Here is a 23,763-nt window from a genome sequence, read left to right as displayed (position 1 = left end):
CACAGCGGAGGCCACGTAACCTGGAGAGATGATGACGCTCGTGGCGGACTTCGAATGGGACTCGAGCGTGGGAGGGGCGGCGCGCACGGCGATCCTGTTCGTCGGCCTGGTGGTGGTGTCGCTCATCGTCAACCGCGTGGCCACGCGCGTCTTCGGCGACACGGATCAGCGCTTCAACGTGCGGCGCATCGTGCGCGCGATCATCTGGTTTGTTGCGGTGTTTGGGCTCATCGTGATTTGGCAGCCGCTGGGCGGCAGCCTCGCGCCGACGCTGGGCCTGGCGACCGCGGGTCTCGCCTTCGCCATGCAGGAGGCGATTGGCGCGATCGCTGGGTGGTTCAACATCACCTTCGGGTCGATCTTCCGGGTGGGCGACAGGGTGCAGATGGGCGGCGTCCAAGGCGACGTCATCGACATCTCGCTGCTGAAGACGAGGCTGATGGAGATAGGCGACGACGCCGAGACCACTTGGGTGGGCGGCAGGCAGTACACCGGGCGCGTGGTAACGGTGTCCAACAAGGCCACGTTCACCGAACCCGTCTACAACTACAGCAGCTTCTTCGAATACATCTGGGAAGAGATCGAGGTGGCCATTCCGCATCACGAGGATTGGCGGGGCGCCTCGCTCGTGTTGGAAGAGGAGGCGAGGCGGCAGGCGACGGCGGAGGGCGCCCGCGAGGCCATGGCGACCGTGCGCCAGCGCTTCCCTGTACCGGATACCGAGGTGGAGCCCCGCGTGTTCGCCGCCGCCGACGAGACCTACATGCGCCTGGCTGTGCGCTTTGTGGTGCCGGTGCGCAGTGCCCGCACGGTGAAGGATCAGATCACGCGACGCATCCACCGGCGGCTCGAGGCCGCGGGGGTCGAGGTGGTCGCTACGCAGGTGGTGCAACAGGCCGCGACCGTGTGGGAGCCCATTGAGGCGCTGGCCGACCCTGAGGAGCCCGACACGCAGTCCTAGCAGGCCCACGTTTTGCATGATCCAAGCGTCTGAGTGACCATGGAAGCGCACGCCCATGCCGGCGTTGCGACGTCGGCCCCTTCAACGTAAGGAGCGATGCCATGCGACTTTCCCCCACCCGAGTATCGGCCAGTGCCGCCGCAGGTGCGCTGTTGCTTGCGGGTTGCAACACCGAGGCCCCTGATGTGACCGTGGAGGCCACGGAGACCACGATTGAACCCACCACCACCGTCGAACCGACCACCACGACGACCGCCACGGCGGAATCGACGGTGACTCCCACGATCACCGCATCGCCACCCACCGACGAAGAGCCGCCGGGTGAAGAGGCCCCCTTCCCTGCGGACCGTGCCGCAGACAGGGGGCAAGCGAGCGCCAACGCGAGTCTGAGCCCAGAGATCCTGCGCTTTGGCGCCCACGACGGCTACGACCGCGTGGTGCTGGATCTCAGGGGCACTGGCGAGCCGGGCTGGCTCGGCGAGTACGTGAGTGATCCCCGCATGGCTGGCTCCGGGAACCCCGTGGATATCGCGGGCGATGCTTTCCTGCAGGTCAGCGTCGACGGTGTGGTCTACCCGACCGAGCCTGGCGCCATCGAGTACGTGGGGCAGGAACGGTTCCAGCCCTCCTCCGCAAGCATCATCGAGGAAGTCGTCTATGGCGGCGTGTTCGAGGGTCAAGCCGAGATCTACATCGGGCTCTCCTCCGATCAGCCGTTCCGGGTGTTCAGAACAGTGGACGGCAAGAGTGTGGTGATCGACATTCAGCACGCCTGACGGCCCGGCTGACTGTCGCGTCATGGACCCGCGTGCCAGGATCGATGCATGAGCGCTCCCGGAAGCATCGTCCACGTTGTCCTGACCGAATGGCGCGACGACGCCCCTGCCGAGGTTCTCGAAAAGATGCGCGCCGACGTCGGCCGTTTTGTAGGCGAAATCCCGGGTGTCGTTGACGTGGTCGAGGGTTCGAGCGCGAGCGTCGAAGGGCTCGAGGCTGGCTTTGAGTGGGCGCTCGTGGTGACCTTTGCCAGCGTCGGCGCTCGCGACGGCTATCTCGACCACCCGGCCCACACTCCCGTGGCCGAGGTCATCGGGCGGTGGGCAGAGCGCCTCGTGGTCTTCGACGTGGCCGCCTGATGGGACGGAATCGAAGAGCGCGGCGCGCATGGTTGCTCACGGTGGCGGCGACGACGCTGGCGGTCGGGGGTTGCACGTCGACCACTCCGCCGGCCACGGAGTCCGCCTTTGAGTCGGCGAGTCCCACGGAGACCGCGGCGGCACGGCCGTCCGTGACGAACACCGTGTTCCAGTTCGAGTCAGAGGAGTTGGCGGGCAATGATTTGGGAGTCTCCTCCCAGATCACGGTAGGAGTGTTGCTGCCGGATGCCTACTTCGAGTCAGACGACCCGCTTCCCGTGCTGTACTTCCTGCCCGGGTACACCGCCACCCAGACGGCCGCCGACATGCCCGACGTCATCGGCGAGGCCCTGAACGCGACCGAGCCCATGATCGTCGTCACCGTGACGGGAGCCAATGAACTTGGGGGTGGCTGGTACACCGACTCGAGCGCGACCGGCCGTTGGGAGCAGGCGTTGGTCGCGGAGATCGTGCCGTACATCGACGACCACTATCGAACGGTCGAGTCTCGCGAGGCGCGCGGTCTTGCGGGTCACTCAATGGGCGGCTACGGCGCCTTGACGATCGGGATGAAGCACGCCGACGTTTTCGGTTCGGTCTTCGCGCTTGCGCCAGCCATGGCGGGGGAACAGGGGATCGACGTGCCCCAACTGTTCGGGTCTGAGTCGCGGGCGCGGTCCGTGCTGGCGTCCATGGAGTCGCTTGACGGGCTCGACGGCGAGGCGCTGCTTGACGAGATGGTGACGTCACAGGCCAACTTCGAGTTCTCGTATGGCACGGCTTTCGCGCCCTCGCCAGAGCCTCCCTACTTTCGGTACCCATACTCCCTGGCAAACGGCGAGATTGTGCGCGACGACGCGGTGTGGGCCCAGTGGCAGGCAGGCTTTGGCAACACGGAGGTCGAGCTTGCGCGGCACCGCGATGACCTCCAGTCGCTCGTCGCACTGGGGCTGGACTGCGGGGTCAACGACGAACTGACGTGGATCGTGGAGGGCTGCGAGTTCATCGATGCAGAGCTGACCGAGCTCGAGGTACCTCACGTGTACACGCTGCACGAGGGAAACCACACGAGCCTCTTCGCGCAGCGCCTGCCGGACGTGATGCTGCCCTTCTTCGCGGAGGTATTTGCCGAGGATGGCCAGCCCTAGTCCCGCTCACGCGCAGGGGAGAACTCTCACTGCGGCCCAGGTAGGCTAGAAGTGAAGCCTCTGCCGCACCGCCGGCCGTTTTCGAGAGCCGCGACACGGGAGAAGAAGTGACCGACGCACCACCGCGCCCAGCACTGGCCGCGACAGTGACCAAAGAGGCCGCGCGTCGCCGCAGCATCGCCGTCATCTCCCACCCCGACGCTGGCAAGTCGACCCTCACCGAAGCATTAGCGCTGCACGCCCACGCGATCGACCGCGCCGGCGCCGTGCACGGAAAGGGCGGGCGCTCCGGCACCGTGTCCGACTGGCTTGAGGTGGAGCGCAAGCGCGGCATCTCCATCACCTCCGCAGCGTTGCAGTTCGAATACGGCGACCACATCATCAACCTCCTGGACACCCCAGGCCACGCGGACTTCTCCGAGGACACCTACCGCGTGCTCACCGCCGTCGACGCCGCAGTGATGCTTCTCGACGCCGCCAAGGGTCTTGAGCCGCAGACCCTCAAGCTGTTCGACGTGTGTCGCAGGCGCGGAGTGCCCGTCATCACGTTCGTCAATAAGTGGGACAGGCCGGGCCGCGCCGTGCTTGACCTGTGCGACGAACTCGAACAGCGCATCGGCCTGCGCGCCACGCCCATCACGTGGCCCGTTGGCGAGGCGGGTCGCTTCGAGGGACTGCTCGACCGCGAGGACCTGAGCGTCCGCACCTACGTCAAGAGCCCCGGTGGCGCCGACGTTGCCGAAGAGCACTACCTTCCAGCGGCCGACGCTGTGCAGCAGTTGGGCGACGCGTACGAGGTCGCGTACGACGAGGCTCACTTGCTCGAATCGGTCGACCGAGAGTCCTTCCTCCAAGGAAAGACCACCCCCATGCTTTTTGGAGCGGCGCTCGCCAACATCGGCGTGAGGCAGCTTCTCGACGCCGTCGTCGCCCTGGCGCCGCCGCCGCGCGCACGGCCAGCGGCCGGCGCAGGGTCAGCCGCCAGGCAGATCGACGAGCCATTCAGTGGTTTCGTCTTCAAGATCCAGGCGGGCATGGACCGCCAACACCGCGACCACCTGGCCTACATCCGCGTGTGCTCTGGGCGGTTTGAACGCGGCATGGTCGTCACGCACGAGCCTTCAGGGCGACCCTTCGCGACCAAGTACGCCCTGTCGGTGTTTGGGCGCGAACGCGAGACGATGGAAGAGGCGTTTCCTGGCGACGTCGTCGGCCTGGTCAACGCCAGCAATCTGAGCGTTGGCGATACGATCTTTGATCCCGCCGGCGCGGTCGTGTGCTTTCCCCCTATGCCTGCCTTTGCGCCGGAGCACTTCGCGGTGGCTTCCGTGCGTGACCCTGGGCGGTCGAAGCAGTTCCGCAAGGCGATTGCACAGCTCGAGCAAGAGGGCGTGGTGCAGGTGCTCATTTCTGAGAATCGTGGCGACGCGAACCCGATCCTCGCGGCCGTGGGACCGCTGCAATTCGAGGTGGCCGAGTTCCGCATGGAGCACGAGTTCTCCGCACCCATTCGGCTCGACCGGATGGGCTTTTCGCTCGCGCGGGTGGTCAGGCCTGCCGATCTTGCTGCCGTGGGCGCGTCGTCCGCGATTGAGATCGTGCGCCGACGCGACGGCGCGTGGCTGGCGCTGTTCCGCGACATCTGGCATGTGAGGTCATTTGAGCGGGCTCATTCGGATATCCCTTTGGTGCCACTCGACGCGAGCGACGACTGATTACTAGCGGAGCAACTACTTATGCTCGTTGGCACACGGCCTCGTTCGTCCGTGCCGCCGACGCTCCTGGTAGCGAAGGGCGACGCGAAACCACATCTCCGCCGTGCCGCGTCGGCGCATGTTCCGCGTATCGAAAACTCTTGTGCTGCGTTTCGCACTGCGCATCATTACCGGAATTGCGACAGGATGAGTTACGGACGCCGACCGGCGGCCGATATGACTAGGGACGAGAGGCGAGATCCACGTAACCGGATCGTCCTGACGCACTCAGCGCGCCAGGTCCGGAGGCGAGGCTCGTCTGCGCCCCTCAAGTACGAGGAGTCCTCATGGACAAGTGGAAGATCATCAAGGACAGCAAGATCGCGCAGATCAGCGTGAGCGCTGGCACGCTCATCGCAGTTGCCGCGACGGTTGGTGCCGGCTGGAAGTGGAATTGACACCATCCATTAGCGAGGGTGGCGCGGCGAGGTTCTCGCCCGCGCCACCCTCGCGTCTTTTCGCATATCTCGCGACTGTGGGGTTGTCGGGGCTTGCAGTCATCGCCGCGGCCGTGGTGTTCACACCATGGTCGCAAGTGCTCCCCGAACTGCTTTTGTGGCCCACGCTATTTCTCGTCGTTGCGGCCGTCGCGGGCGAGGTGAAGCCCCTGTTGATCGGATCGAGAGCGCAGGAGCGCACCCTTTCGACATCTGCTCCGTTCGTGCTGGCGCTCATCGCGGTCGGGGGCTTGGGGATTGCGGTTGTGGTGCAAGCTGTCGCCAGCGTCGTCGACGACCTGCACCAGCGCCGAGCGTGGACCAAGTCGCTGTTCAACACTGCGCAGTACGCGCTGAGCGTCGTCGCTGGCCGAGCGATCTACTCCTGGCTGGCTGGCGTCCCCATTTTTGGTGGACCATCGACGGTTTCGCCGGGCCAGATAGTTCCGTTGGTTATCGCGGGTGCGTGCATGTTTCTCGTCAACTGGATACTCGTTGCTGGCGTGATTTCTCTCTCCACAGGTCAGTCCCTGCAACTCGTGTTGCGAGACGACTTGCGAGACCTTCTGGTGAGCAACGTCGTGTTGCTTTGCGTCGGTGGCATCGCCGCGATCGTCGCGGACGATGGCGTGGGTGCCTTGGCCCTCTTGGGTGCCCCTGTGATCGCAGCGCATCTTTTCGTCTCCGCGTCGGCCCGTCACGCATACGACGCAACGCATGATTCACTCACGGGGCTAGGTAACAGGGGACAACTCCACCGTGAACTCGAGAGAGGATTTGAGGCCGCTGACGACACGGACACCGCCGGCCCCAGCCTCGTCCTGTTCGACCTCGACCACTTCAAGGACATCAACGACACTCTTGGCCACCCCGTCGGCGACCAGATCCTGCGCCACGTCGCGGGACAACTCGTGGCCGCCGCACCAGACAACGCCTCTGTCCACCGCTTGGGTGGCGACGAGTTCGCAGTCGTTGTCCGCGGCGGACTGCTCGAAGCTCGCCAGATGGCCCGCGAACTCCTCGCGTCCTTCGACAACGCCGTGCCCGTCGGCGAACTCGAACTGCTGGTGCGTGCCAGCGTCGGCGTTGCCGTCGCCCCCGAACACGGCGAGGACGGCGAGACCCTCATGAAGAACGCCGATATCGCGCTGTACCACGCCAAACTCGAGCGCGACCGCATCAGCACCTACTCGCCCGACCTGGACGTCAACACCGTCGAGCGCCTCCAACTGCTCGCCGACCTCCGCACCGCGATCGACAAGCGCGAACTTCACGTCGCGTACCAGCCGCAAGTTGACCTGATGGACCACCGCACGGTCGGCGTCGAGGTCCTTGTGCGCTGGTACCACCCGCGCCGCGGGCTGGTGGCGCCTGACGAGTTTGTCCCCTTGGCGGAGAACTCCGGCCTGATCTTCCCCTTGACGGCGTTCGTGCTCGACACCGCGCTTGGCCAACTCGCCTCATGGCGAGCCCTCGGCTACAAGCTTCGCCTCGCCGTCAACCTGTCCGCGCGCCACCTGTCCGATCTCGGCCTGCCCGATCAGGTCGCCCAGGCCGCGAAACTGCACGGCGTGCCGCTGAACTCCCTGGTGCTCGAGGTGACGGAGACCGGCATTCTGTCCGACCCCGCTCGCGCCGATGTGGTGATCCGCGCACTGCGCGCTATGGGCGTCGAGATCTCGATCGACGACTACGGCACTGGCAATGCGTCCCTCAGTTACCTCAAGCGGCTCGAGATCGACGAGCTCAAGATCGACCGTTCCTTTGTGTGCGATATCCGCAGCGACGATCACGACCTCATCATCGTGCGCTCCACGATCGAACTCGCCCTCGCGCTCGGCCTGCGTGTGGTCGCCGAGGGCATCGAGGATGAGCCCACCGCGACGACGCTGCGAGCCATGGGCCGCGTCATCGGTCAGGGCTATCACCTTGGCGAACCGAACTCCGCCGAGCAGATGGAGGCGCGCTTGCGCGGCGAGGCGCAGACGGCGGCAGCGGCCAGGCAGGCGGCCCGCTAACAATGCTCGTTCTCGTCTTGTGCGCCCTGGCCGTGGTGTCGCCCTTGATCTTGTGGCGCTGGCCTGCCGGGCTTCTGCTGAGGCGGTGGCGGTGGCCGCTCCTCATTTGGGCGGCCCTCGCGCTGCAACTCGTGGCGCTCGAGGTGCCCATGCCGCACACGCTCGCGTCCGTGCTGCACATCCTCACCTACGCCGTGGCCGTCACGTTCCTCTGGTTCAACAGGAGCGCACCCGGTGTGTGGTGGGTGGGCTCCGGCGCCGCCCTCAATGGCATCGTCATTGCACTCAACGGTGGCACGCTCCCTGCGAGTCGATCGGCGAGCGAGGCCGCGGGCATCGACACCGATGGCGCGTTTGCCAACTCGGCCGTGCTCGACAGCCCCGTGCTTCCGTGGCTCGGCGACGTTTTCGCCTGGCCGGCACCGCTCCCGCTCGCGAACACGTTCAGTGTGGGGGACGTGCTGATCGTGCTCGGCGCATGGATCGCGGCTTGGAGTGGGACGCGTCGGCTCGGCAAAGCAACGTCGCCGACGGCGGCGGTGGGGGAGACGACGCCGATGCCGGGCCAGCTGACGCCGGGGGAGACGACGCAGGGGGAGACGACGCAGTCAAAGCCGACGCCGGCACAACCCGACTAGAGCTCGCGCACCACCCGCGCGGGGTTGCCCGCAACCACGACGTCGGGCGGGACGTCCTTGGTGACAACGGAACCGGCCCCCACGACGGCGCGCGCGCCGATGGTCACGCCGGGGCACACCACGACCGAACCGCCCAGCCACGCGTCGTCCTCGATGGTGATGGGCAGGCCGATCTCCCATCCCTGCCTGCGCAACTCGACGTCCAAGGAGTGGTTGGGCGTGTAAAGGCGTGTACCGGGCCCGATGAGGACGTTATTGCCAATGGTGATGCGGCCAGAGCCGATCACCATGAAGTCACTATTGATGAAGACGTTCGCACCGATCGAGACGCGCTCGCCGTACTCGACGGAGATGGGCGGGCGGATGTCTAGGCCCGGTCCGCAGGAGTCGATTGCGCCCGCGAACGCGTCTGTCATGGCGGCCGGGTCCGCGAAGTACTTCGTAGACACCTCGCGGCAGACCTCGAGTGTCTCTCGTTGGAGTTCAGGCAACTCTGGTCCGGCGCGGTACTTGAACCATTCGTCGGCGCGGAGTTTTTCGAGTTCCGTCCTGGTCGGGTCTTCCTGGGGGCGCTCGTTCTTGCGCTCGCGCCAGATGGCGTCGGTCATGGGAGGGCCTTTCTCACGGTCGCTACCCCTATCCTCGCCCACGCCGCGGGCCGTGGGGGACGACGCTGGTCCCGGTGAGCTGTCGACCTGTTTGGGTAGCCCCCCGCTGGCGTCACCACTCCGACCCGCACCGCTGCCCCGCGCCGTCCTCAACCTGCACGGTCGCGTGGGCGAGGCCGTGCTCCCGCAGTACCGACTGCGCGGCCCGCACCACCTCGGCCGTGTGCGCCTCCTCGCTCACCAGGTGCACGCTCGCCACGTCCATACCTGATGTTAGGGTCCAGACGTGGACGTCATGCACATCCGTGACGGACGCCAGCGTCGCCAGTTCTCCGGTGAGCGCATCGACGTCGACAGAGGCAGGCGCCGACTGCACCACGATCCGTAGTGCCTCCCTTCCCAGCGACACGGCGCGCGGCACGATGAATGCGGCGAGGGCAAGTGCCACGACCGCGTCCGTGTAGGGCCACCCGGTGGTAAGAATCACGATCGCCGACACCATGACGCCCACCGAGCCGATGGCATCGGCCATCACCTCCAGGTAGGCGCCGCGCACGTTGAGGCTTTCCTTGGAACCAGCGTGGAGCAGCCGGAAGCTCACCAGGTTCACGGCGAGCCCGCCGATGGCGACCACAAGGACCGGCCACGCGTCCACGTCGACAGGTTCGCGCAAGCGGCCGACGCCCTCGACAGCGACGTAGACGGCCACGCCGAGCAGAAGCGCGGCATTGGCAAGTGCGGCCAGCACCTCCCAGCGGTAGTGGCCGAAAGTGTGGCGGGGGTTGCGGGCGGCACGCCGGGCCGCGGTCACTGCGGCGAGCGCCATGCCGACGCCCAGGGCGTCGGTTGCCATGTGGCCGGCGTCGGCCAACAGGGTGAGAGAGCCGGTGAGCAATCCCGCGACCACTTCGACTCCGACAAACGCGAGAACGAGCCCGAGTACCCATGCCAGGGCGCGGCGGTGCTTTCCACCAGCTGAAGCAGACGCTTGGTCGTGGCTTGCGCTCATGAGACCGGGCCTTCCCGCCGCTCGGCCAAGTAGTGCTGCGCTGCGACGTCGAGCAAGAGGCGAATGTGAGCGTCGGCGACTTGGTACCAGATCTCCCGGCCCTTGCGCTCAGCGCGCACCACTCCTGCCGCCTTGAGCTTCGCCAGTTGGTGGCTCGTGGCGGAATCGCCGCTGCCAGCGACCGCCGCGATGTCCGACACGCACATGGGCCCGCCTTCCACGAGCGCGTAGACGATGCGCAACCGAGACGGATCCGCGAGCAACGCAAACGGCGCGGCGAGGCTTTCCGCTTGATCGGCGTCAATGCCGCGGGGGAGCGGGCTGTGAAGGTGGGGCTCTGTCATGTCACTCCTGAATATCTGAGCAGATGTTCAGATAATAGCGCGGATAAGGACGCGGGTCGAGTGGGGGCCCGCTGACGTGACGACCGGGACTGCGCTGACATACTGAAGTCATGGACCTGCCCATCCTCGGAACCATTGACCTGACGCCTACTGGCATCTTCCTGTTCTGCGCCGCTCTTCTTGCCGTGGGGTACTTCGGCTGGCAGCTGTATGGCGCCGCCCGCGCGGGACGCGACGCAGGGCAAACGCCTTCCATCGAGAAGGACGAGGAAGCCCCCGCCTCCAAGGATGCGGACGACGCCCTGGGCGCCACGGATAGTCACGACGCCCCTGGTTCTGACGACGTCGACGACGCCAAGGGTCGGTAAGGGCGCCCGTAGCTTGTATGTGCCGCTAGCGGGGCTCGCTTGACCCCGCATCGAACACGTGTTCGAATGAGGCCATGCGCTGGCAGGGACAGAAGCTCGAATCGGAGGCCGGTGACGCCCTGCCCGGCCTCGCCAAGATCAGCAACCTCATCCGCTCCGTTCGCACGCCCGAATTCGCGGGCGTGACGTTTCACGAAGTGGCAGCCAAGAGCGCGTTGAATCGGGTAGGTCCGGGCAGCGCCGTTCCTTTTGGCTGGACCATCAACCCCTATCGCGGCTGCTCACACGCGTGTGTGTACTGCTTCGCGCGGCCAAGTCATCGCTACCTGGAGCTGGACGCGGGGCGCGATTTCGATTCCCAGGTGATCGTGAAGGTCAATGTGGCAGAGGCGCTGCGGCGCGACCTCGCACGCCCGTCATGGACGGGCGAACACGTCGCGCTTGGCACCAACACCGATCCCTATCAGCGGGCGGAGGGCAAGTACCGGCTCATGCCAGGCATCATCGAAGCCTTGGCACAGGCGCACACGCCGTTCTCGATTCTGACCAAGGGAACCCTCATGCGGCGGGATCTGCCGCTCCTTGCTGACGCGGCCACGGTGGTTGACGTGCAACTCGCGATGTCGATCGCGATCTTTGACGACGATCTGCAGTCGACCATGGAGCCGGGCACTCCCACCACGGCGGCACGGCTAGCGACGGTCGCTGCGGCCTCAGAGGCAGGCTTTGAGGTCGCCGTGTTTATGATGCCGATCCTGCCCTTTCTGACCGACAGTCCTGAGCATCTCGATGCCGCTTTGGGGCGCATCAAGGAGGCTGGCGCTACCCAGGTGAGTTACACGGGTCTTCACCTCCGCCCTGGCGTCAAGGAGTGGTACGCGGCGTGGCTGCATCGGCACCGGCCCGATCTGGTGCCGAGGTATCGCGCGCTCTACGGCGACGGCGCCTACGCCCCCAAGTCGTATCGGCGTCGGCTGGCTGACACGATGCGGCCGCTGATGGAAGCCCACGGGCTGACCAAGGCCGCTACCGACGAGGCGACGGGCAGCGCCACCACCAGGGCGGAGGCCCGCGATGCGAACGGCGAGTGGCGAAAGTCAGTGGCGAGTACGGCCGACGCCGGGGCCGGGCCGATTCCCGCCCTGTTCTAGGCGGGAGCGGGTTCGCGCCGCTACACGCCTAGTTGAGCGAAGAGCGCGGCGCGGTTCGTGTTGATAGTGGCTTGGTGTCGCGTCACCCAGTCTCCGCTAAACCCGCGCGGCACGATTTCGATGAGTTGTACCGCGAGGCTCCACAGGCGGTACAGCGTGAGGCGGAGGTTTGCGTCCTCCTCCAGTCCCGTGGGCGTCGCGTCATGCCGCAACGCCGAGCGGGCACCCTCGTAACCGCGCAACAGTTCGGGGGTGACCCGCCCGGTGTTCATGGACTGTGAGCCGCAGAAGTCCTGGAGCGGATCCCCGAACAGGGCTCGCTCAAAGTCGACCACCCCTCGCACCGTTCCCGTAGCGGGGTCGAGCAACACGTTCCCTGGCCACAAGTCGTTGTGAACCAGGGCGGGCTGCGAGACACCGGCGAGGCCTTGCGCGCATACGGCGAGCGCGTCGACCATGCGGTCTGCCTCGATGTCGACACCCCACCGGTCCGCATCGTCGATCGTGGCGTCGATCAGGCGGGCGAAGAACGCGGGCCACGTGGCCGCAGCCAGGGCAAAGTCTTGAGCCGGATATCCGAAGAGGGCGCCTTCGACGGATTGGACGGCAGCCATGATGGCGCCGACCTGCTCCCACGCGTAGGCGTTCGCGGCGGGCGACATCGACGCCTCGACGGTGTCCCACGGCACTCCGGTGAGGAACTCCATCACCAGAATGTCCACACCAGCGATCGACCGCGTGAAGTCGCTCAGGAGTACCCGGGGGCTCGGGACTCCGTCCACGCGGGTAAGGATCTCCAGCACGTCGCGCTCAGTCGCGAGCATGTCCCGCTCATAGGTGAGGAGCGGAACACGCCCGTCTGCGAGTGCATGGTCAGGCACTGATGTCTTGATGACCACGGTCGAGCCGTCGGCAAGGTCGGCAGCCTGCACCGCGCTGAAGGTTCCTCCCGCTAGGGCACGGTGAGCAGTCACGGTGCCGAGTGGCGCCAACACCTCAGCGAGTTCGGGCGGGGACAGCGGTCGTTGAGTGCGCAACATCAGGGGTTCTTCGCCTGCCATGAGCAGAGGCTACGCGCCCAGCCGCTCGGTTGGCCCGTCACCACGGCGGCCTGTCACCGAATGGAGACCACCGTCGCGCTAGCTTCCCGACTCGTTGGTTGGCGCCGCCTCACTCACCGTCACGCCGTTTTCCCCGCCTCTCCCGTGCCTTCGCACCCGCCTGATCACCCAGGTGGCCAGCGCGGCGAAGACGCCGAGGTGCAGCGTCACCATCACCGCCGCGAAGAGCCACCATGTTCCCTCGTTGAGCCCGAGGTGCGTGCCCACCAACGCCAGCACCAAGAGCACCCCGCCTACCACCAATAGGTGATTCCTCAAGGCCGTCCTGGTCATGTGTGCATCACCACCGCGAGTACCCCGAGTCCCACCACTGCGATGGAAATCAGCGCTGTTGTCGCGATGCTCATGAGTCGCCTGGCTCGCTGCGTCCTCTCTGCCATGGTTGTGTTCCTTTCTTTGTGTTCAGGCCCTCGCGAGAGCTTCGCGAATGGGCATATCCGCTGCTTCAAATGCAGGGACGATGCTGGAGGCCGCCGCTACGGCAGCCATGACGAGCGCAGTGATACCGATCCCTGGCAGCCACCAGGTGTATGGCAGCGCCGCGCCCACAAAGATCGAGCCGACGGCGGCTTCCACGACTCCTGTGAGGGCAAGCGCGAGGACCACACCAGTGGCGACGGCCAGAACGACCACCACCAGCGCCTCCACCACCACCATGCGAATCACCGTTGACGATGCGGCGCCAACTGACTTCATCAGACCGATCTCGCCCCGCCGCTCTCCGACTGCGGTCGACATCGCCTCCACCAGTGCGAGCAGTCCCACCGCGCCTAGTCCAAGCGACATGACCAACAGCAGCCCAGTGATGATGTAGAGGTGATCGTCAAGCGCCTGTTTGGCATCGGTCGCCGTGCTCGCGTTGGCGATGCTCGCTCCGGCGTCGCTCACGATGCGTTCGAGTGCCGCGAGGGACGCGGCTTCTCCGAGGCCGGAGACCTTTACCACGTTGGCGGAGCCAGGATCCATCGTGGCGAGTGGCTGCGAGACCCACACGGCGCCGTCCTGGCCGCCGCTCAACTCGCGCACCACCCCGACCACGCGCCACGTGGAGTCGTCGCCCTCCAGCGTCAGGGAATCGCCCACGGTGACCGAGGGGTCAGTCAGCGATTGCGTGATCACCACGGTGTGACGGTCGCCGTCTGCGATGCGGCGGCCTTCCACGAGTGGAAAGGAGGCGCTCGTTGAGTCAGCGGGAGGCGCGAGCACCGTGACCGCGTCCCCGACCTGGCCGTCGGCGCTTGTTGCCGTCGCCACGGCAACGTTCCAGTACTCGATCCGGTCAAGACCCTCCCGAGCCGCCGCTGCGTCGAGCGAGCCGCGCGGAATCGGTTCGGTCAAAGTGGCCTGCACGTCGAAGTCTTGGGCCCGAAACTCATCGCTGACAATGCGGTCCCATGCGGCGCCGGTGTTGAGTGCCGTGATGACGGCCGCCGCGCCGACACCGAGAGATGCAGCGGTCAGGGCGAGGCGAGAGGGCTGACGCAGTGCGTTGCGCGCGCCCATGGAGGCGGCGCGACCCCAGCGCGGCCCCACGACTGTTCTTCTGGGTGCTCGAGCGGGTGCCGTGGAGCCCGTGATGATGGACTCGCGCACGGGGATGCGACTCAGCCTGCGTACAGGTAGCCCCACTGCGACCAGAGGTACGGCAAGGGCAACCGCGGCCTGCACCGGAATCACCCACCACGCCGCCCACATTGACGATGCGTCGAGATTCAGAAGCATGAAGGCAAAGCTGCTCAGCGCCCATGTCCCCGCCATGGACGCGCCGATGCCAAGCACAAGCCCGGCGCCGGCCACGACCGCGAGGGCCGCCAGGTACACGCCGGTGACCTGGCCCGACGTGGCGCCGCCAGTCTTCATCACGGCGATCGCGCCAGTCGAGCGCTTCACTTCTGCGACCACCAGGGTGGACACCAGCGCTACTGCGGCGATGAAGGCGACCACGCCGAATGCCTGCAAGAGGTACAGCAGCGTGCCCATGACTCCCGCCGCGGGATGCTCGCCCGGTTCTGGCACGGCGATGTGCGTGACGGCAAAGCCTTGGTCGGCCAGAGCCAGCGCTACGGCGTCGGCGATGTCCCTGTTGGCATCCCTGTCGAGGCCCGGCTCGGTGCGCAATGCCAGGCTGCTCAGTTCGTCGCCCACGCCAATGTCGGCGAGCGTGGCAGGGCTAACGAATCCGATGACGACCCCGTTCATCCATGCAGGGGTGCGCCCGGGATCATGGGCTAGCCCCACCACGGCAAGTTCGGCGCTGCCGCCTGCCGACTCCGCCGTGATCACGTCTCCCACCGCAACGTCAATCTCACGGAGCGACGCGCGCTCGATGACCACCTCGCCGTCTCGCGGCGGCCAGTCGCCGCTTTCTGCAAGAGCAATGCCAACGTTCCACGCTGCGAAGTCGCGAACTGCCACCAGAGTCAGCGGCTGCCAACCGTCGGCCGAGGCCATGCGTACGACGACCTCGCGGCGTGCCTCGGCATCAGTCACCCCCGGCACGCTGGTGGCGATTCCCTCAGCGGAGGTCGCGTCGCCTGCGAGCGCAAGTGTCGCTGAGGCGGGCCGTGTCGACTCGTAGCTCTGATCGATCGTTCGGTCGATCACCGTGTAGGAGCCGAGAATTGCGCCCACCGCGCCCACGCCCAAGGCGACGGCGGCGATCATGAGCCTCGTGCGTCCGGCTTGCGACCGCAGGATGCCTCTGATCAGCGCCGTACGCGCGCTCACGCGTCACTCGCAATCCGGCCATCGGCGATGGTGACGACGCGGTCCAGGACGTGGGAGAGCCCGCGCTCGTGGGTGACCATCAAAACCGACGTACCAGTGCCGGTGAGGTCCTTGAGAAGTTGAAGGATCATCTCGCCGGTGTGACTGTCGAGGTTGCCTGTCGGCTCGTCCGCCGCGATGAGCGCTGGCCCATTGGCGAGGGCTCTGGCTACGGCCACGCGTTGCTGCTGCCCCCCGGAGAGGGCGCCAGGTGGCTTGTGCGTGTGATCGGCCAGGCCGACGGAGTCGAGCAGGTCGCGCGCGGTGTCGAGCCGTTCTTTGCGGGGGACGGCCCCTAGGAAATCCATGGGAAGCATGACGTTCTCCGCCACGGTGAGCGTCGGAATGAGTTGAGGGAACTGGAAGACGACGCCGATGTGCGCGCCGCGCCACCTGGCCAGTTGGTCTTCGTCAAGTTCCGTCACGTCGCGCCCGGCGACGTGGACGCGTCCTGACGTTGGACGGTCGATGCCAGTGACCAGGTTCAGCAGGGTCGACTTGCCTGAGCCTGACGTTCCGACCACTCCTACGAACTGCCCTGGGTAGATGGTGAGGCTGGCGTCCGTGATCCCCGCGAGGCTGCCGTCCGGCGTGGGGTAGCGGCGAGCGGCACCGTCGAGGGCGACGACGGCTGTGTCAAGAGAGGTGACAGTCATGAGGTGTTTCCCCTACAGTGAGTTCGATACCGAACAGGGTGTTCGATTGCTTTCACTCAAGGAAAGCCCACTCAGGCCGCCGCTTCAATCGACAGAAACTCAGCAATGTGCGCAACCGCACAGAATCGCCAGATTGCCCGGAAGCGGCGCGTAGTCCGCGTGGGCGAGGGATCACCAAGGAGTCTGATGTCTCAAGTGCACGACAGGCGAGTGGCGCGTACCCAGCGGTCGCTTCAACAGGCGCTGTTTGGTCTCATTCAGACCAAGCGCTACGACAAGGTCACTGTCCAAGACATCATCGACCGCGCGGACGTGGGGCGCTCGACGTTTTACGCGCATTACGACACGAAGGATGACCTCTTGTTGTCGTCGATGGAGCGGCTCACCGCTGACATCGACAGGTTCTTAGAGGACGAGTCGGGGCTTGAGGGTCCGGTCCTTCCGGTACGGGGATTGTTCCATCACGTGGCCGAGCATCACCCGGTGTTCGGGGCACTGTTCGGAACGAGCGGCATCGATCTGGTGACGCGAGCGGCGCGGGAGATGCTCGCCGATCGCGCCTTGCAGACGATCAGGGAGCGCGAGGCGGCGGGCATTCACCATCCGGTGAGTGCGGACATGAGAGCAGCGTTCTTGGCGGGTTCGCTCATGACCTTCGTGAGTTGGTGGCTTGACGCTGGCCTACCGATGGGTCCCGACGCGGCTACGGATGCGTTTGATTCCCTCGTGGCCGCCGCCTGAGGCGGGTCCGCTGAGGCCGACCGACCGCGCGGCCGCTGGCACTCGCGAGCTTAGGCCTGCGACGCCAGTGCGCCTTCGTCGACCTCGACGCCCAACTCGGCGAGTAGTCCACGAACCTTCGCCTCGATCGCGTCCCGTACGGGGCGGACGTTCTCAAGCGAGTCCCCCGGAGGGGCGTCGAACGTCCAGTCGAGGTAGCGCTTGCCGGGGTAGACGGGGCACGAGTCTCCGCATCCCATGGTGACAATGACGTCCGCCGCGCGCAGCGTTTCTTCCGTCCACGGCTTGGGGAACTCCTGAGTGATGTCGATCCCGATCTCCGCCATCGCCTCGACGGAGTAGCGGTTGAGCGACGTTCCCGGTTCCGAGCCGCCGGACCAGGCGACGGCACGGCCCGCGGCCAGCTTGTCGAAAAGGCCGAGCGCCATTTGCGACTTGCCAGCGTTGTGGACGCACAGGAAGAGCACCACCGGCTTGCCGTCGGCCACGAAGCCTTCGACACGGCTGAAGGCGTGCAGTCGCTGGCGCGCGAAGCGTTCCGCCAGCAGCGGCAGGAACGTCGTCACGGTCGCCTTGGCCGCGAACTGGTCGTAAGAACTCACCAAGAAGTGCTCGATGGTCTCCCGGCCGAAGACTCCTTCGAACTCACCCTCGAGGCGCGCGGCCGTTGTCTGAAGAGCGACCGTCTGGTCGATCGTGAGGGTGTGTTCCCTGTGCAGGTTTTCTTCCATGGTGCTATCCCTTGCTGAGGGCCTCGGCCAAGCGGCCGACGCGGGGGGTGAGGTTGTCAAAGGCGTGGCGGAAGTCGTCGGCGTCGCCGGCGGCGGGGTCCGGGATGGACCAGTGGAGATCGACGCGATCGCGACCGAGTCCCTCGAAGGCGTTGTCGCACACGGCGACCACTACGTCGTGGGGACGCAGGACCTCCAGCGCCGACGTGGGGCGCGGTGCGATGGGTTCCAGACCTCGCGCGTGCAGCTCCGCGAGGGCGAGCGGGTGAATGGCCGAGGCAGGCTCTGTTCCGGCCGAGGCCACCTCGCCGACGCTGTGACCTGCCAAGAGGCTGGCCGCGAATTGGGACCTGGCGGAATTGGCTGAACACACGAAGACGACGCGGCTGCCGGTGGGTGCGGGGCCAGCGAGGGCCGTCGCGGCGACCACGGGATTGTCCCAGTTGAGCGTGAGGTACGAGCGTCGGCCGTCAGCGTCTGAGCGCCTCCGGTGGATCACGCCGGCCTGTGCGAGTGCGCCAAGGTGGTGGGCGAGCAAGTTGGAGGTTTGGCCAGTTCGCTCGCCGAGTTCGCCAGGGGAAAGGTCCTCGAGTGCGAGGGCGTCGATGATCGCGAGCCGGTGCGGCTCTGCCAGGGCGGCGTGTACATCGGCTCGAGTTATCTCAACCACGATTGAGACAATATCACGGTGGGGTGCGGCGGGCAATCGGGCGGCGCGCGTCGCGCAGTCGCCCGGAGCTGGCTAGCGGGCGCTCCCACGTCGCAAGAGCACTGCCGTCACGGCGGCCAAGGGGATACCGATCAGTGCGAGGACTCCCGCCTCCAGCACCCAGTCCTCTGAGGATGCGCCCGTGCCCGTGAGGCCGAGTCCCACTCGGATCGTCATCCCGATGAGTGCGAGGGCCGCAACGGCCCCGGTGACCCACGCGAGGCGCCGGTCCCGCGCATGTCGGCTCGCGCCGTCCGTAAAGGCTTCGGGGCGGTCCCCGCGGTACCGGCGACGCCATACGTGCAGGCTCGACAGTTCGCCCACGTAGTCCCAGCCGGCGTCTCTATAGGTCTCGAGGTAATCGGCGTCAATGCTGCGCTGCGGGTCGACCACGTAGCGCATGGTGACGGCCTTGGTGCTGTGCAGGCGCAGCCGGATCGCGCTCATGTCGCCAAGCTCTCGCGGCTCCCAGCCTTGGGCGGCCTCTCGTTCCAGCCACGCCTCAAGCCGCGCGGGTGTTGGGTGGGTGAATGGTGCAAGCCAGGCATTCTTGATGGTCATGCGATGCCCTTTCCGTAGGCGTGGAGGCGCTCGATGCGGCGCGTCTGGTCGGCGAGCGCCTGACGCCCGCGCTCGGTCAGCACGTAGTAGTGGCGGCGATCCTCAGTGCGAGTGCGGTCGATCCAGCCCGCCCGTTCAAGCTTCTTGAGGCTCGTGTACACCGTCCCGGCACCCAACTGCACGTAGCCGGCAGTGAAGTCGGTGACGTGCTGAATCACGCCATACCCGTGTCGCTCTTCGCGCAGCGCGAGCAAGATGCAATACATCGTCTCGCTGAGTTCTTCCCTGAGGTCTGCCATGCCGGCAATGTATCACAGTGCGATATAGCGTGTCATGATGCAGCGTGGCGTGATGTGACTGAGCGAGCCTCAATGCGCGCATTCCGCGCAAGGCGGCGCCTTGCGGCCGAATCGCCAGGGACTTCGGTCCTTTGCCGAGCCGCTCTTGCAGACTGATACTTCGATGGTGATCGAAATGACGATGCCTCGCTGGGCGCCGCAGGTGGACGCTGACGCCGTGGCGCTCCTTGCCGTCGTGGCCGAGCCTGCGCGCTGGCGCGTGCTCGCCAGCCTCGCCTCAGCAGGCACGCAGTGCGCTTGCGAACTTGAGCCCGTCGCGGGCGTCGCGGCGAACGTGCTCAGCTACCACCTGAAGGCGCTCAAGGAGGCTGGCCTCGTCACGGGCAAGCGCCGCGGCCGGTGGATCGACTACACCCTGGCGGACGACGCGGCCTCCCGTCTCGCTCGTGCGCTTCCCACCGCGCTGCCAGGCGCGTCCGCAGAGGCGACGCCATGACGCTCGTTGGCCACTTGCCGGAGACCAAGCGCGGCATCGGCGCCGTCAGCGTCGGCGCTGCGCTCGTGTGGCTCGGCGCGTACCAACTCAACGAACGCATGTGGGACTGGCTTCTGTTCGACGGCCTTGGCCTCGATCCGGACGCCCGTCCAGCGTCGGCGCTGCACTTCTTCCTCTACGACACCGTCAAGATCGCGCTGCTGCTCACCGGGATCATCTTCGCGGTGGGCGTGCTGCGCACCTTCATCACGATCGAGCGCACTCGCGCTCTGTTGGGCGGCAGGCGCGAGGGCGTCGGAAACGTGATGGCGGCCGGGCTCGGCGTCGCCACGCCATTTTGTTCGTGCTCGGCGGTGCCGGCCTTCATCGGCTTCGTGGGGGCTGGGGTGCCCATCGGTGTGACGCTCAGCTTCCTGATCGCTTCGCCCCTGGTCAACGAGATTGCCGTCGGCCTCTTGTGGACCGCGTTCGGCTGGCAGATCGCGCTGCTTTACGTCGCGGCGGGGCTGCTCATCGCGATCACCGCCGGCTGGGTGCTAGGACGCATGGGCGTCGAGCGCTGGGTCGAGCCGTTCGTGCTCAAGCAGAACCTGCTCGTCAGCGCGACGAGCGCCGCCGGGTCGCCCGGCCCAGGCACCCCCGGCGCCGGTGCGGCAGGCGTCGACACCCGCCCATCGCCGCGCCTGAGGGTGCGCATCGGGATCCAAGAGGTGAGAGACATCCTCGGCAAGGTGTGGCCATACCTGCTCGTCGGCGTCGGCATCGGCGCCGTCATCCACGGCTGGGTTCCCTCGGACTTCTTCGCTGAGCATGCTGGCCCAGAGAACCCCGTTGGCGTGCTCGTGGCCGTCGTGCTCGGTGTGCCGCTGTACTCGAACGCCGCCGGCGCACTGCCGCTCGTCGAGGCGCTCGCGGACAAGGGCGTGCCCATGGGCACCCTGCTCGCATTCATGATGAGCGTCGTCGCGCTGTCGCTGCCAGAGATGGTGCTGCTCAAGCGCGTGCTCAAACTGCCGCTGCTGGGCGCCTTCGTGGGCGTCGTAGCCGTGGGCATCGTCGCCGTCGGTTACTTGTTCAACGCCATCCTCACGTAAAGGGAGAGACATCATGGAAATCAAGGTTCTTGGCCCAGGCTGCGCCAACTGCACCCGCCTCGAAGCGAACGTCAAGGAGGCGCTCGCCGCAACAGGCATCGCCGACGCCACCGTCGTCAAGGTCACCGACTATGCCGACATTGCGGCGTACGGCATCATGTCGACGCCGGGGCTCGTAATTGACGGCGCCGTCGTGGTCAGCGGACGCGTGCCCTCCGTTGCGGAGACCACCGACTACGTGACGGCCGCGCTCGCCTGATACTGGGCGCTGCTCCAGGCGATGCGGCCGGGAGCCGAGTCGGCATACGCTGAGTGAATGAGCGTTGTGGACTCCGCGTATTACGTCAAGGGCGAGCGTGTTAGTGATGACCTGACCGTGGAGCAGGCCTTGAGCCGCGCTTCCAAGCGAGGCCCCTCCTTTGCGTGGATCGACCTCGAGCGGCCAGACGCTGACGAGCTTCAGCGCATCGGGGACCAGTTTGGCGTCCACCACCTCGTTGTCGACGCCATGGGCAGGCGCAGGGCGCGCACCAAAGTCGAAGAGTTCGGCGAAGATTTGGTGCTGGTGGTGCATGCTGCTCACTACAACGAGGAAAAAGAGACGGTCGAATTCGACAGCGTCTATATCGTCGTCAGCGACAAGGCCGTGCTCACCGTGCGCCGTACCCACGAGCCCGACCTTGGCGAAGTACGCCGCGAGATTGAGGACAGAAGGGAGCTCTTGGCACGGGGATCCCGCGCAGTGTTATGGGCCGTGCTCAACCATGTGGTTCAGACCTACGATCCGGTCCTCGACGGACTCGAGAACGACATCGACGAGATCGAGGCCGAGGTCTTCTCGTACCAGCCCGCTGTAGAAGTTTCGCGGCGCATCTACGAACTGCACCGTCAGATCATCGCCTTTCAGCGCACAGTGAGCCCGCTCGTTGACGTGCTCCAAGAGGTGCGGGACAACCTCGACGAAAGCGACGAGGACCTCGAACTGAAGCGACTCTTTCGGGACCTGCAAGGCCACGTCGTCCGCGTCGGCGACAGGGTCGACAACTTCCGCTCGCTGCTCGACAAGGTCCTCGACGCGCACGGCACGATCACGTCCCAGCGTCAGACCGAGACGAGCATCGCCCAGAACGAGCAAGCCAAGAAGATCTCGGCGTGGGCGGCCATCCTGTACCTGCCGTCGATGATCGGATCGATCTACGGCATGAACTTCCGATACATGCCGGAACTCGATTGGCGCCTCGGGTATCCGATGGCGGTGGGCCTGATGCTGGTGGCGAGCGCTTCGCTCTTCGTCATCTTCAGGAAGAAGGGGTGGCTTTAGGGGGCGCGCTAGGGGCTTGGCGAGTGGCCTGATACGCTAGGGAACACTTGCAGGGCCTCCGAAGCCCTCCTGCGTCGCAGATTGCTTCTCCTTCTCGCCAGCGCAATAGCCCTCGTGGCCGCGCGGCTCGTAGAACTTCTCTTCGGCGAACGGACGCGAACACCTTCGCGATTCGCCACCAATGCCGGTGCCGTGACAATCACGGATAGCGCACACGCGCGCCCGGCACCATGCCCCGAAAGGCACCACTTCCTTGTCAAGCTCTTTCGCCGAACTCGGCGTCCCCACTCAACTCACCGACGTGCTCGAGCGCGAAGGTAAGACCAAGGCGTTCCCCATTCAAGAGGACACGCTTCCCGACACCCTCGCTGGTAGCGACGTGCTCGGCCGCGGCAAGACGGGCTCTGGAAAGACCCTCGCCTTCTCGCTGCCCATCGTCGCCCGCCTGGGCCGCAGCGGCGGCAAGTCTCGCCCCGGTCGCCCCCGCGCCCTCGTGCTCGCGCCGACGCGTGAGCTCGCCACCCAGATCGACGCCGTCATCGCGCCGCTCGCCAAGGCATATGGACTGACCACCACCACGATTTTCGGTGGCGTCAGCCAGCAGCGTCAGGAGCGCGCCTTGCGCGCGGGCGTCGACATCGTCGTCGCTTGCCCCGGCCGCCTTGAAGACCTCATGAAGCAGCGCCACGTCACCCTCGACGCCGTCGAAATGACCGTGCTGGACGAGGCCGACCACATGGCCGACCTCGGCTTCCTGCCAGGCGTCACGCGCATCATGACGGCGACGCCTGCTCGCGGCCAGCGACTGCTGTTCTCCGCGACGCTGGACAACGGCGTCGACAAGTTGGTGCGCCAGTTCCTCACCAACCCCATCACGCACTCGGTGGACAACGAAGACAGCCACGTCGAGGCCATGACGCACCACGTGTTCCACGTGGGCGGCGCCGACGCCAAGCGCGAGTTGGTTCACGCCCTTGCCTCCGGCACTGGTCGCCGCATTCTGTTCATGCGCACCAAGCACCAGGCCAAGAAGCTTGCCAAGCAGCTCACCGAGGCTGGCATCCCTTCTGTTGACCTGCACGGCAACCTCTCGCAGGGTCAGCGCGACCGCAACCTCGCGCTCTTCCAGGGAGACACGCACCGCGTGCTCGTGGCCACCGACGTCGCCGCGCGTGGAGTGCACGTCGACAACGTCGAACTCGTGGTCCACGTCGACCCGCCGGCCGAGCACAAGGCCTACCTGCACCGCTCCGGTCGCACGGCCCGCGCCGGTTCTGCTGGTGACGTCGTCACCGTGGTGCTGCCAGAGCAGCGTCGGGAAACTGACCAGTTGCTTCGCCGCGCCAGCATTCAGGTGCGGCCGCAGGCCGTCAGCGCCTCGTCCGCCCAGGTCGCGTCCTTGGTCGGGGAGACTGCTCCTTACGTCAAGCCGGTCCCGGTGGCCGATCAGCCCCAGCGTCAGGGCGGTGCTCCCGGCAGGGGACGACGCCGTGGTGCCGGTGGCGCTGCTGGCGCCCCTCGCCAGGGTCAGTCCGCTGGGCGTTCTGCCCAGGGCCGGTCATCCGAGGTGCGCTCAGCCGACGGACGCTCCTCGCAAGCCAGGCCAGCTCAGGCTCGCACCGGTGGACACCGCGGTGGCCATGGGGGAGCGGCCGCCTTCTCTGCGAGCGGTTCCTCGCGCAGGCGCTCGCGCTAA

General features: G+C 66.3%; 26 protein-coding genes. 15 read left to right on the top strand and 11 right to left on the bottom strand.

All coding sequences use genetic code 11. From position 1 onward, the window contains the following. The first annotated feature begins 28 nt into the window (after positions 1–28). The 7 genes from LGT36_RS06125 (at position 29) to LGT36_RS06095 (ending at position 8,092) form a co-directional block, all read left to right on the top strand. The gene (locus LGT36_RS06125; RefSeq protein WP_226097203.1) at positions 29–961 is read left to right on the top strand and encodes a mechanosensitive ion channel family protein; all 933 of its coding nucleotides are present in this window, start codon (positions 29–31) and stop codon (positions 959–961) included. Between the two features lie 101 nt (positions 962–1,062). Continuing rightward, the gene (locus LGT36_RS06120; RefSeq protein WP_226097202.1) at positions 1,063–1,737 is read left to right on the top strand and encodes a hypothetical protein; all 675 of its coding nucleotides are present in this window, start codon (positions 1,063–1,065) and stop codon (positions 1,735–1,737) included. 48 nt (positions 1,738–1,785) lie between these two features. Beyond that, entirely contained in the window at positions 1,786–2,097 is a 312-nt protein-coding gene (locus LGT36_RS06115) for a Dabb family protein (RefSeq protein WP_226097201.1), read from the top strand. A 41-nt stretch (positions 2,098–2,138) separates the two neighbouring features. Beyond that, the gene (locus LGT36_RS06110) at positions 2,139–3,245 is read left to right on the top strand and encodes an alpha/beta hydrolase family protein (RefSeq protein WP_226097200.1); all 1,107 of its coding nucleotides are present in this window, start codon (positions 2,139–2,141) and stop codon (positions 3,243–3,245) included. Between the two features lie 107 nt (positions 3,246–3,352). Continuing rightward, positions 3,353–4,960, top strand: a complete 1,608-nt coding sequence (locus tag LGT36_RS06105; RefSeq protein WP_226097199.1) for a peptide chain release factor 3 — start codon at positions 3,353–3,355, stop codon at positions 4,958–4,960. Between the two features lie 514 nt (positions 4,961–5,474). Next, a complete protein-coding gene (locus LGT36_RS06100; RefSeq protein WP_226097198.1) occupies positions 5,475–7,454 on the top strand; it encodes a bifunctional diguanylate cyclase/phosphodiesterase in 1,980 nt (659 codons plus the stop codon). A gap of 2 nt (positions 7,455–7,456) precedes the next feature. Then, entirely contained in the window at positions 7,457–8,092 is a 636-nt protein-coding gene (locus tag LGT36_RS06095) for a DUF5317 domain-containing protein (protein WP_226097197.1), read from the top strand. Here LGT36_RS06095 and LGT36_RS14185 read toward each other — a convergent pair. The 3 genes from LGT36_RS14185 to LGT36_RS06080 form a co-directional block, all read right to left on the bottom strand. Then, positions 8,089–8,700 (bottom strand): sugar O-acetyltransferase, encoded by a 612-nt coding sequence (locus LGT36_RS14185; RefSeq protein ID WP_304515554.1) that lies wholly within the window; start codon positions 8,698–8,700, stop codon positions 8,089–8,091. The genes LGT36_RS06095 and LGT36_RS14185 overlap by 4 nt on opposite strands. Before the next feature lie 112 nt (positions 8,701–8,812). After that, a complete protein-coding gene (locus tag LGT36_RS06085) occupies positions 8,813–9,709 on the bottom strand; it encodes a cation diffusion facilitator family transporter (RefSeq protein WP_226097196.1) in 897 nt (298 codons plus the stop codon). Continuing rightward, a complete protein-coding gene (locus LGT36_RS06080; protein WP_226097195.1) occupies positions 9,706–10,053 on the bottom strand; it encodes a helix-turn-helix transcriptional regulator in 348 nt (115 codons plus the stop codon). The genes LGT36_RS06085 and LGT36_RS06080 overlap by 4 nt, the downstream gene beginning before the upstream one ends. A gap of 110 nt (positions 10,054–10,163) precedes the next feature. Here LGT36_RS06080 and LGT36_RS06075 point away from each other — a divergent pair, with 110 nt between their 5' ends. Together LGT36_RS06075 and LGT36_RS06070 are read left to right on the top strand one after the other, a co-directional pair. After that, the gene (locus tag LGT36_RS06075; RefSeq protein ID WP_226097194.1) at positions 10,164–10,421 is read left to right on the top strand and encodes a hypothetical protein; all 258 of its coding nucleotides are present in this window, start codon (positions 10,164–10,166) and stop codon (positions 10,419–10,421) included. Positions 10,422–10,495: 74 nt separating this feature from the next. Next, a complete protein-coding gene (locus LGT36_RS06070; RefSeq protein WP_226097193.1) occupies positions 10,496–11,572 on the top strand; it encodes an Rv2578c family radical SAM protein in 1,077 nt (358 codons plus the stop codon). A gap of 20 nt (positions 11,573–11,592) precedes the next feature. Here the strand turns inward: LGT36_RS06070 and LGT36_RS06065 are convergent, their stop codons facing one another. The 4 genes from LGT36_RS06065 to LGT36_RS06050 form a co-directional block, all read right to left on the bottom strand. Further along, complete coding sequence (locus LGT36_RS06065; RefSeq protein ID WP_226097192.1) at positions 11,593–12,633, bottom strand: phosphotransferase family protein; 1,041 nt, start codon at positions 12,631–12,633, stop codon at positions 11,593–11,595. A 78-nt stretch (positions 12,634–12,711) separates the two neighbouring features. Further along, positions 12,712–12,966 carry a hypothetical protein gene (locus tag LGT36_RS06060; protein WP_226097191.1) on the bottom strand — a complete coding sequence of 85 codons (255 nt, stop codon included), beginning with the start codon at positions 12,964–12,966 and terminating at the stop codon, positions 12,712–12,714. Between the two features lie 129 nt (positions 12,967–13,095). Next, positions 13,096–15,420, bottom strand: coding sequence for an ABC transporter permease (locus LGT36_RS06055; protein WP_226097190.1), 2,325 nt, complete (start codon positions 15,418–15,420; stop codon positions 13,096–13,098). Further along, positions 15,417–16,115: an ABC transporter ATP-binding protein gene (locus LGT36_RS06050; protein ID WP_226097189.1), complete on the bottom strand. Its 699-nt coding sequence runs from the start codon at positions 16,113–16,115 to the stop codon at positions 15,417–15,419. The genes LGT36_RS06055 and LGT36_RS06050 overlap by 4 nt, the downstream gene beginning before the upstream one ends. A gap of 186 nt (positions 16,116–16,301) precedes the next feature. Between LGT36_RS06050 and LGT36_RS06045 the strand changes: the two genes are divergently transcribed. Further along, complete coding sequence (locus tag LGT36_RS06045; RefSeq protein WP_226097188.1) at positions 16,302–16,856, top strand: TetR/AcrR family transcriptional regulator; 555 nt, start codon at positions 16,302–16,304, stop codon at positions 16,854–16,856. A gap of 50 nt (positions 16,857–16,906) precedes the next feature. Here LGT36_RS06045 and LGT36_RS06040 read toward each other — a convergent pair whose 3' ends face one another. From LGT36_RS06040 to LGT36_RS06025, 4 genes are all read right to left on the bottom strand, one after another. Continuing rightward, positions 16,907–17,587: an arsenate reductase ArsC gene (locus LGT36_RS06040; protein ID WP_226097187.1), complete on the bottom strand. Its 681-nt coding sequence runs from the start codon at positions 17,585–17,587 to the stop codon at positions 16,907–16,909. A gap of 4 nt (positions 17,588–17,591) precedes the next feature. Beyond that, positions 17,592–18,257, bottom strand: a complete 666-nt coding sequence (locus LGT36_RS06035) for a helix-turn-helix domain-containing protein (protein WP_226097186.1) — start codon at positions 18,255–18,257, stop codon at positions 17,592–17,594. A 72-nt stretch (positions 18,258–18,329) separates the two neighbouring features. Next, positions 18,330–18,857: a DUF2812 domain-containing protein gene (locus LGT36_RS06030; protein WP_226097185.1), complete on the bottom strand. Its 528-nt coding sequence runs from the start codon at positions 18,855–18,857 to the stop codon at positions 18,330–18,332. Next, positions 18,854–19,156 carry a PadR family transcriptional regulator gene (locus LGT36_RS06025; protein ID WP_226097184.1) on the bottom strand — a complete coding sequence of 101 codons (303 nt, stop codon included), beginning with the start codon at positions 19,154–19,156 and terminating at the stop codon, positions 18,854–18,856. Before LGT36_RS06025 ends, LGT36_RS06030 begins: the two co-directional genes overlap by 4 nt. Positions 19,157–19,319: 163 nt before the next feature. Here LGT36_RS06025 and LGT36_RS06020 point away from each other — a divergent pair, with 163 nt between their 5' ends. The 5 genes from LGT36_RS06020 to LGT36_RS06000 all read left to right on the top strand — a co-directional run bounded on the left by LGT36_RS06020 (position 19,320) and on the right by LGT36_RS06000 (position 23,763). Further along, entirely contained in the window at positions 19,320–19,652 is a 333-nt protein-coding gene (locus tag LGT36_RS06020) for a helix-turn-helix transcriptional regulator (RefSeq protein WP_226264535.1), read from the top strand. Beyond that, entirely contained in the window at positions 19,649–20,746 is a 1,098-nt protein-coding gene (locus LGT36_RS06015; protein ID WP_226097182.1) for a permease, read from the top strand. The genes LGT36_RS06020 and LGT36_RS06015 overlap by 4 nt, the downstream gene beginning before the upstream one ends. A gap of 13 nt (positions 20,747–20,759) precedes the next feature. Further along, positions 20,760–21,005, top strand: a complete 246-nt coding sequence (locus LGT36_RS06010) for a thioredoxin family protein (RefSeq protein ID WP_226097181.1) — start codon at positions 20,760–20,762, stop codon at positions 21,003–21,005. Positions 21,006–21,062: 57 nt separating this feature from the next. Next, positions 21,063–22,067, top strand: a complete 1,005-nt coding sequence (locus LGT36_RS06005) for a magnesium and cobalt transport protein CorA (RefSeq protein WP_226097180.1) — start codon at positions 21,063–21,065, stop codon at positions 22,065–22,067. A gap of 253 nt (positions 22,068–22,320) precedes the next feature. Next, complete coding sequence (locus LGT36_RS06000; RefSeq protein WP_226097179.1) at positions 22,321–23,763, top strand: DEAD/DEAH box helicase; 1,443 nt, start codon at positions 22,321–22,323, stop codon at positions 23,761–23,763.

Origin of the sequence: Demequina sp. TMPB413 (genome assembly GCF_020447105.2) — a bacterium.
GTDB lineage: Bacteria > Actinomycetota > Actinomycetes > Actinomycetales > Demequinaceae > Demequina.
This window is presented reverse-complemented; position numbering and strand designations above follow the sequence as displayed.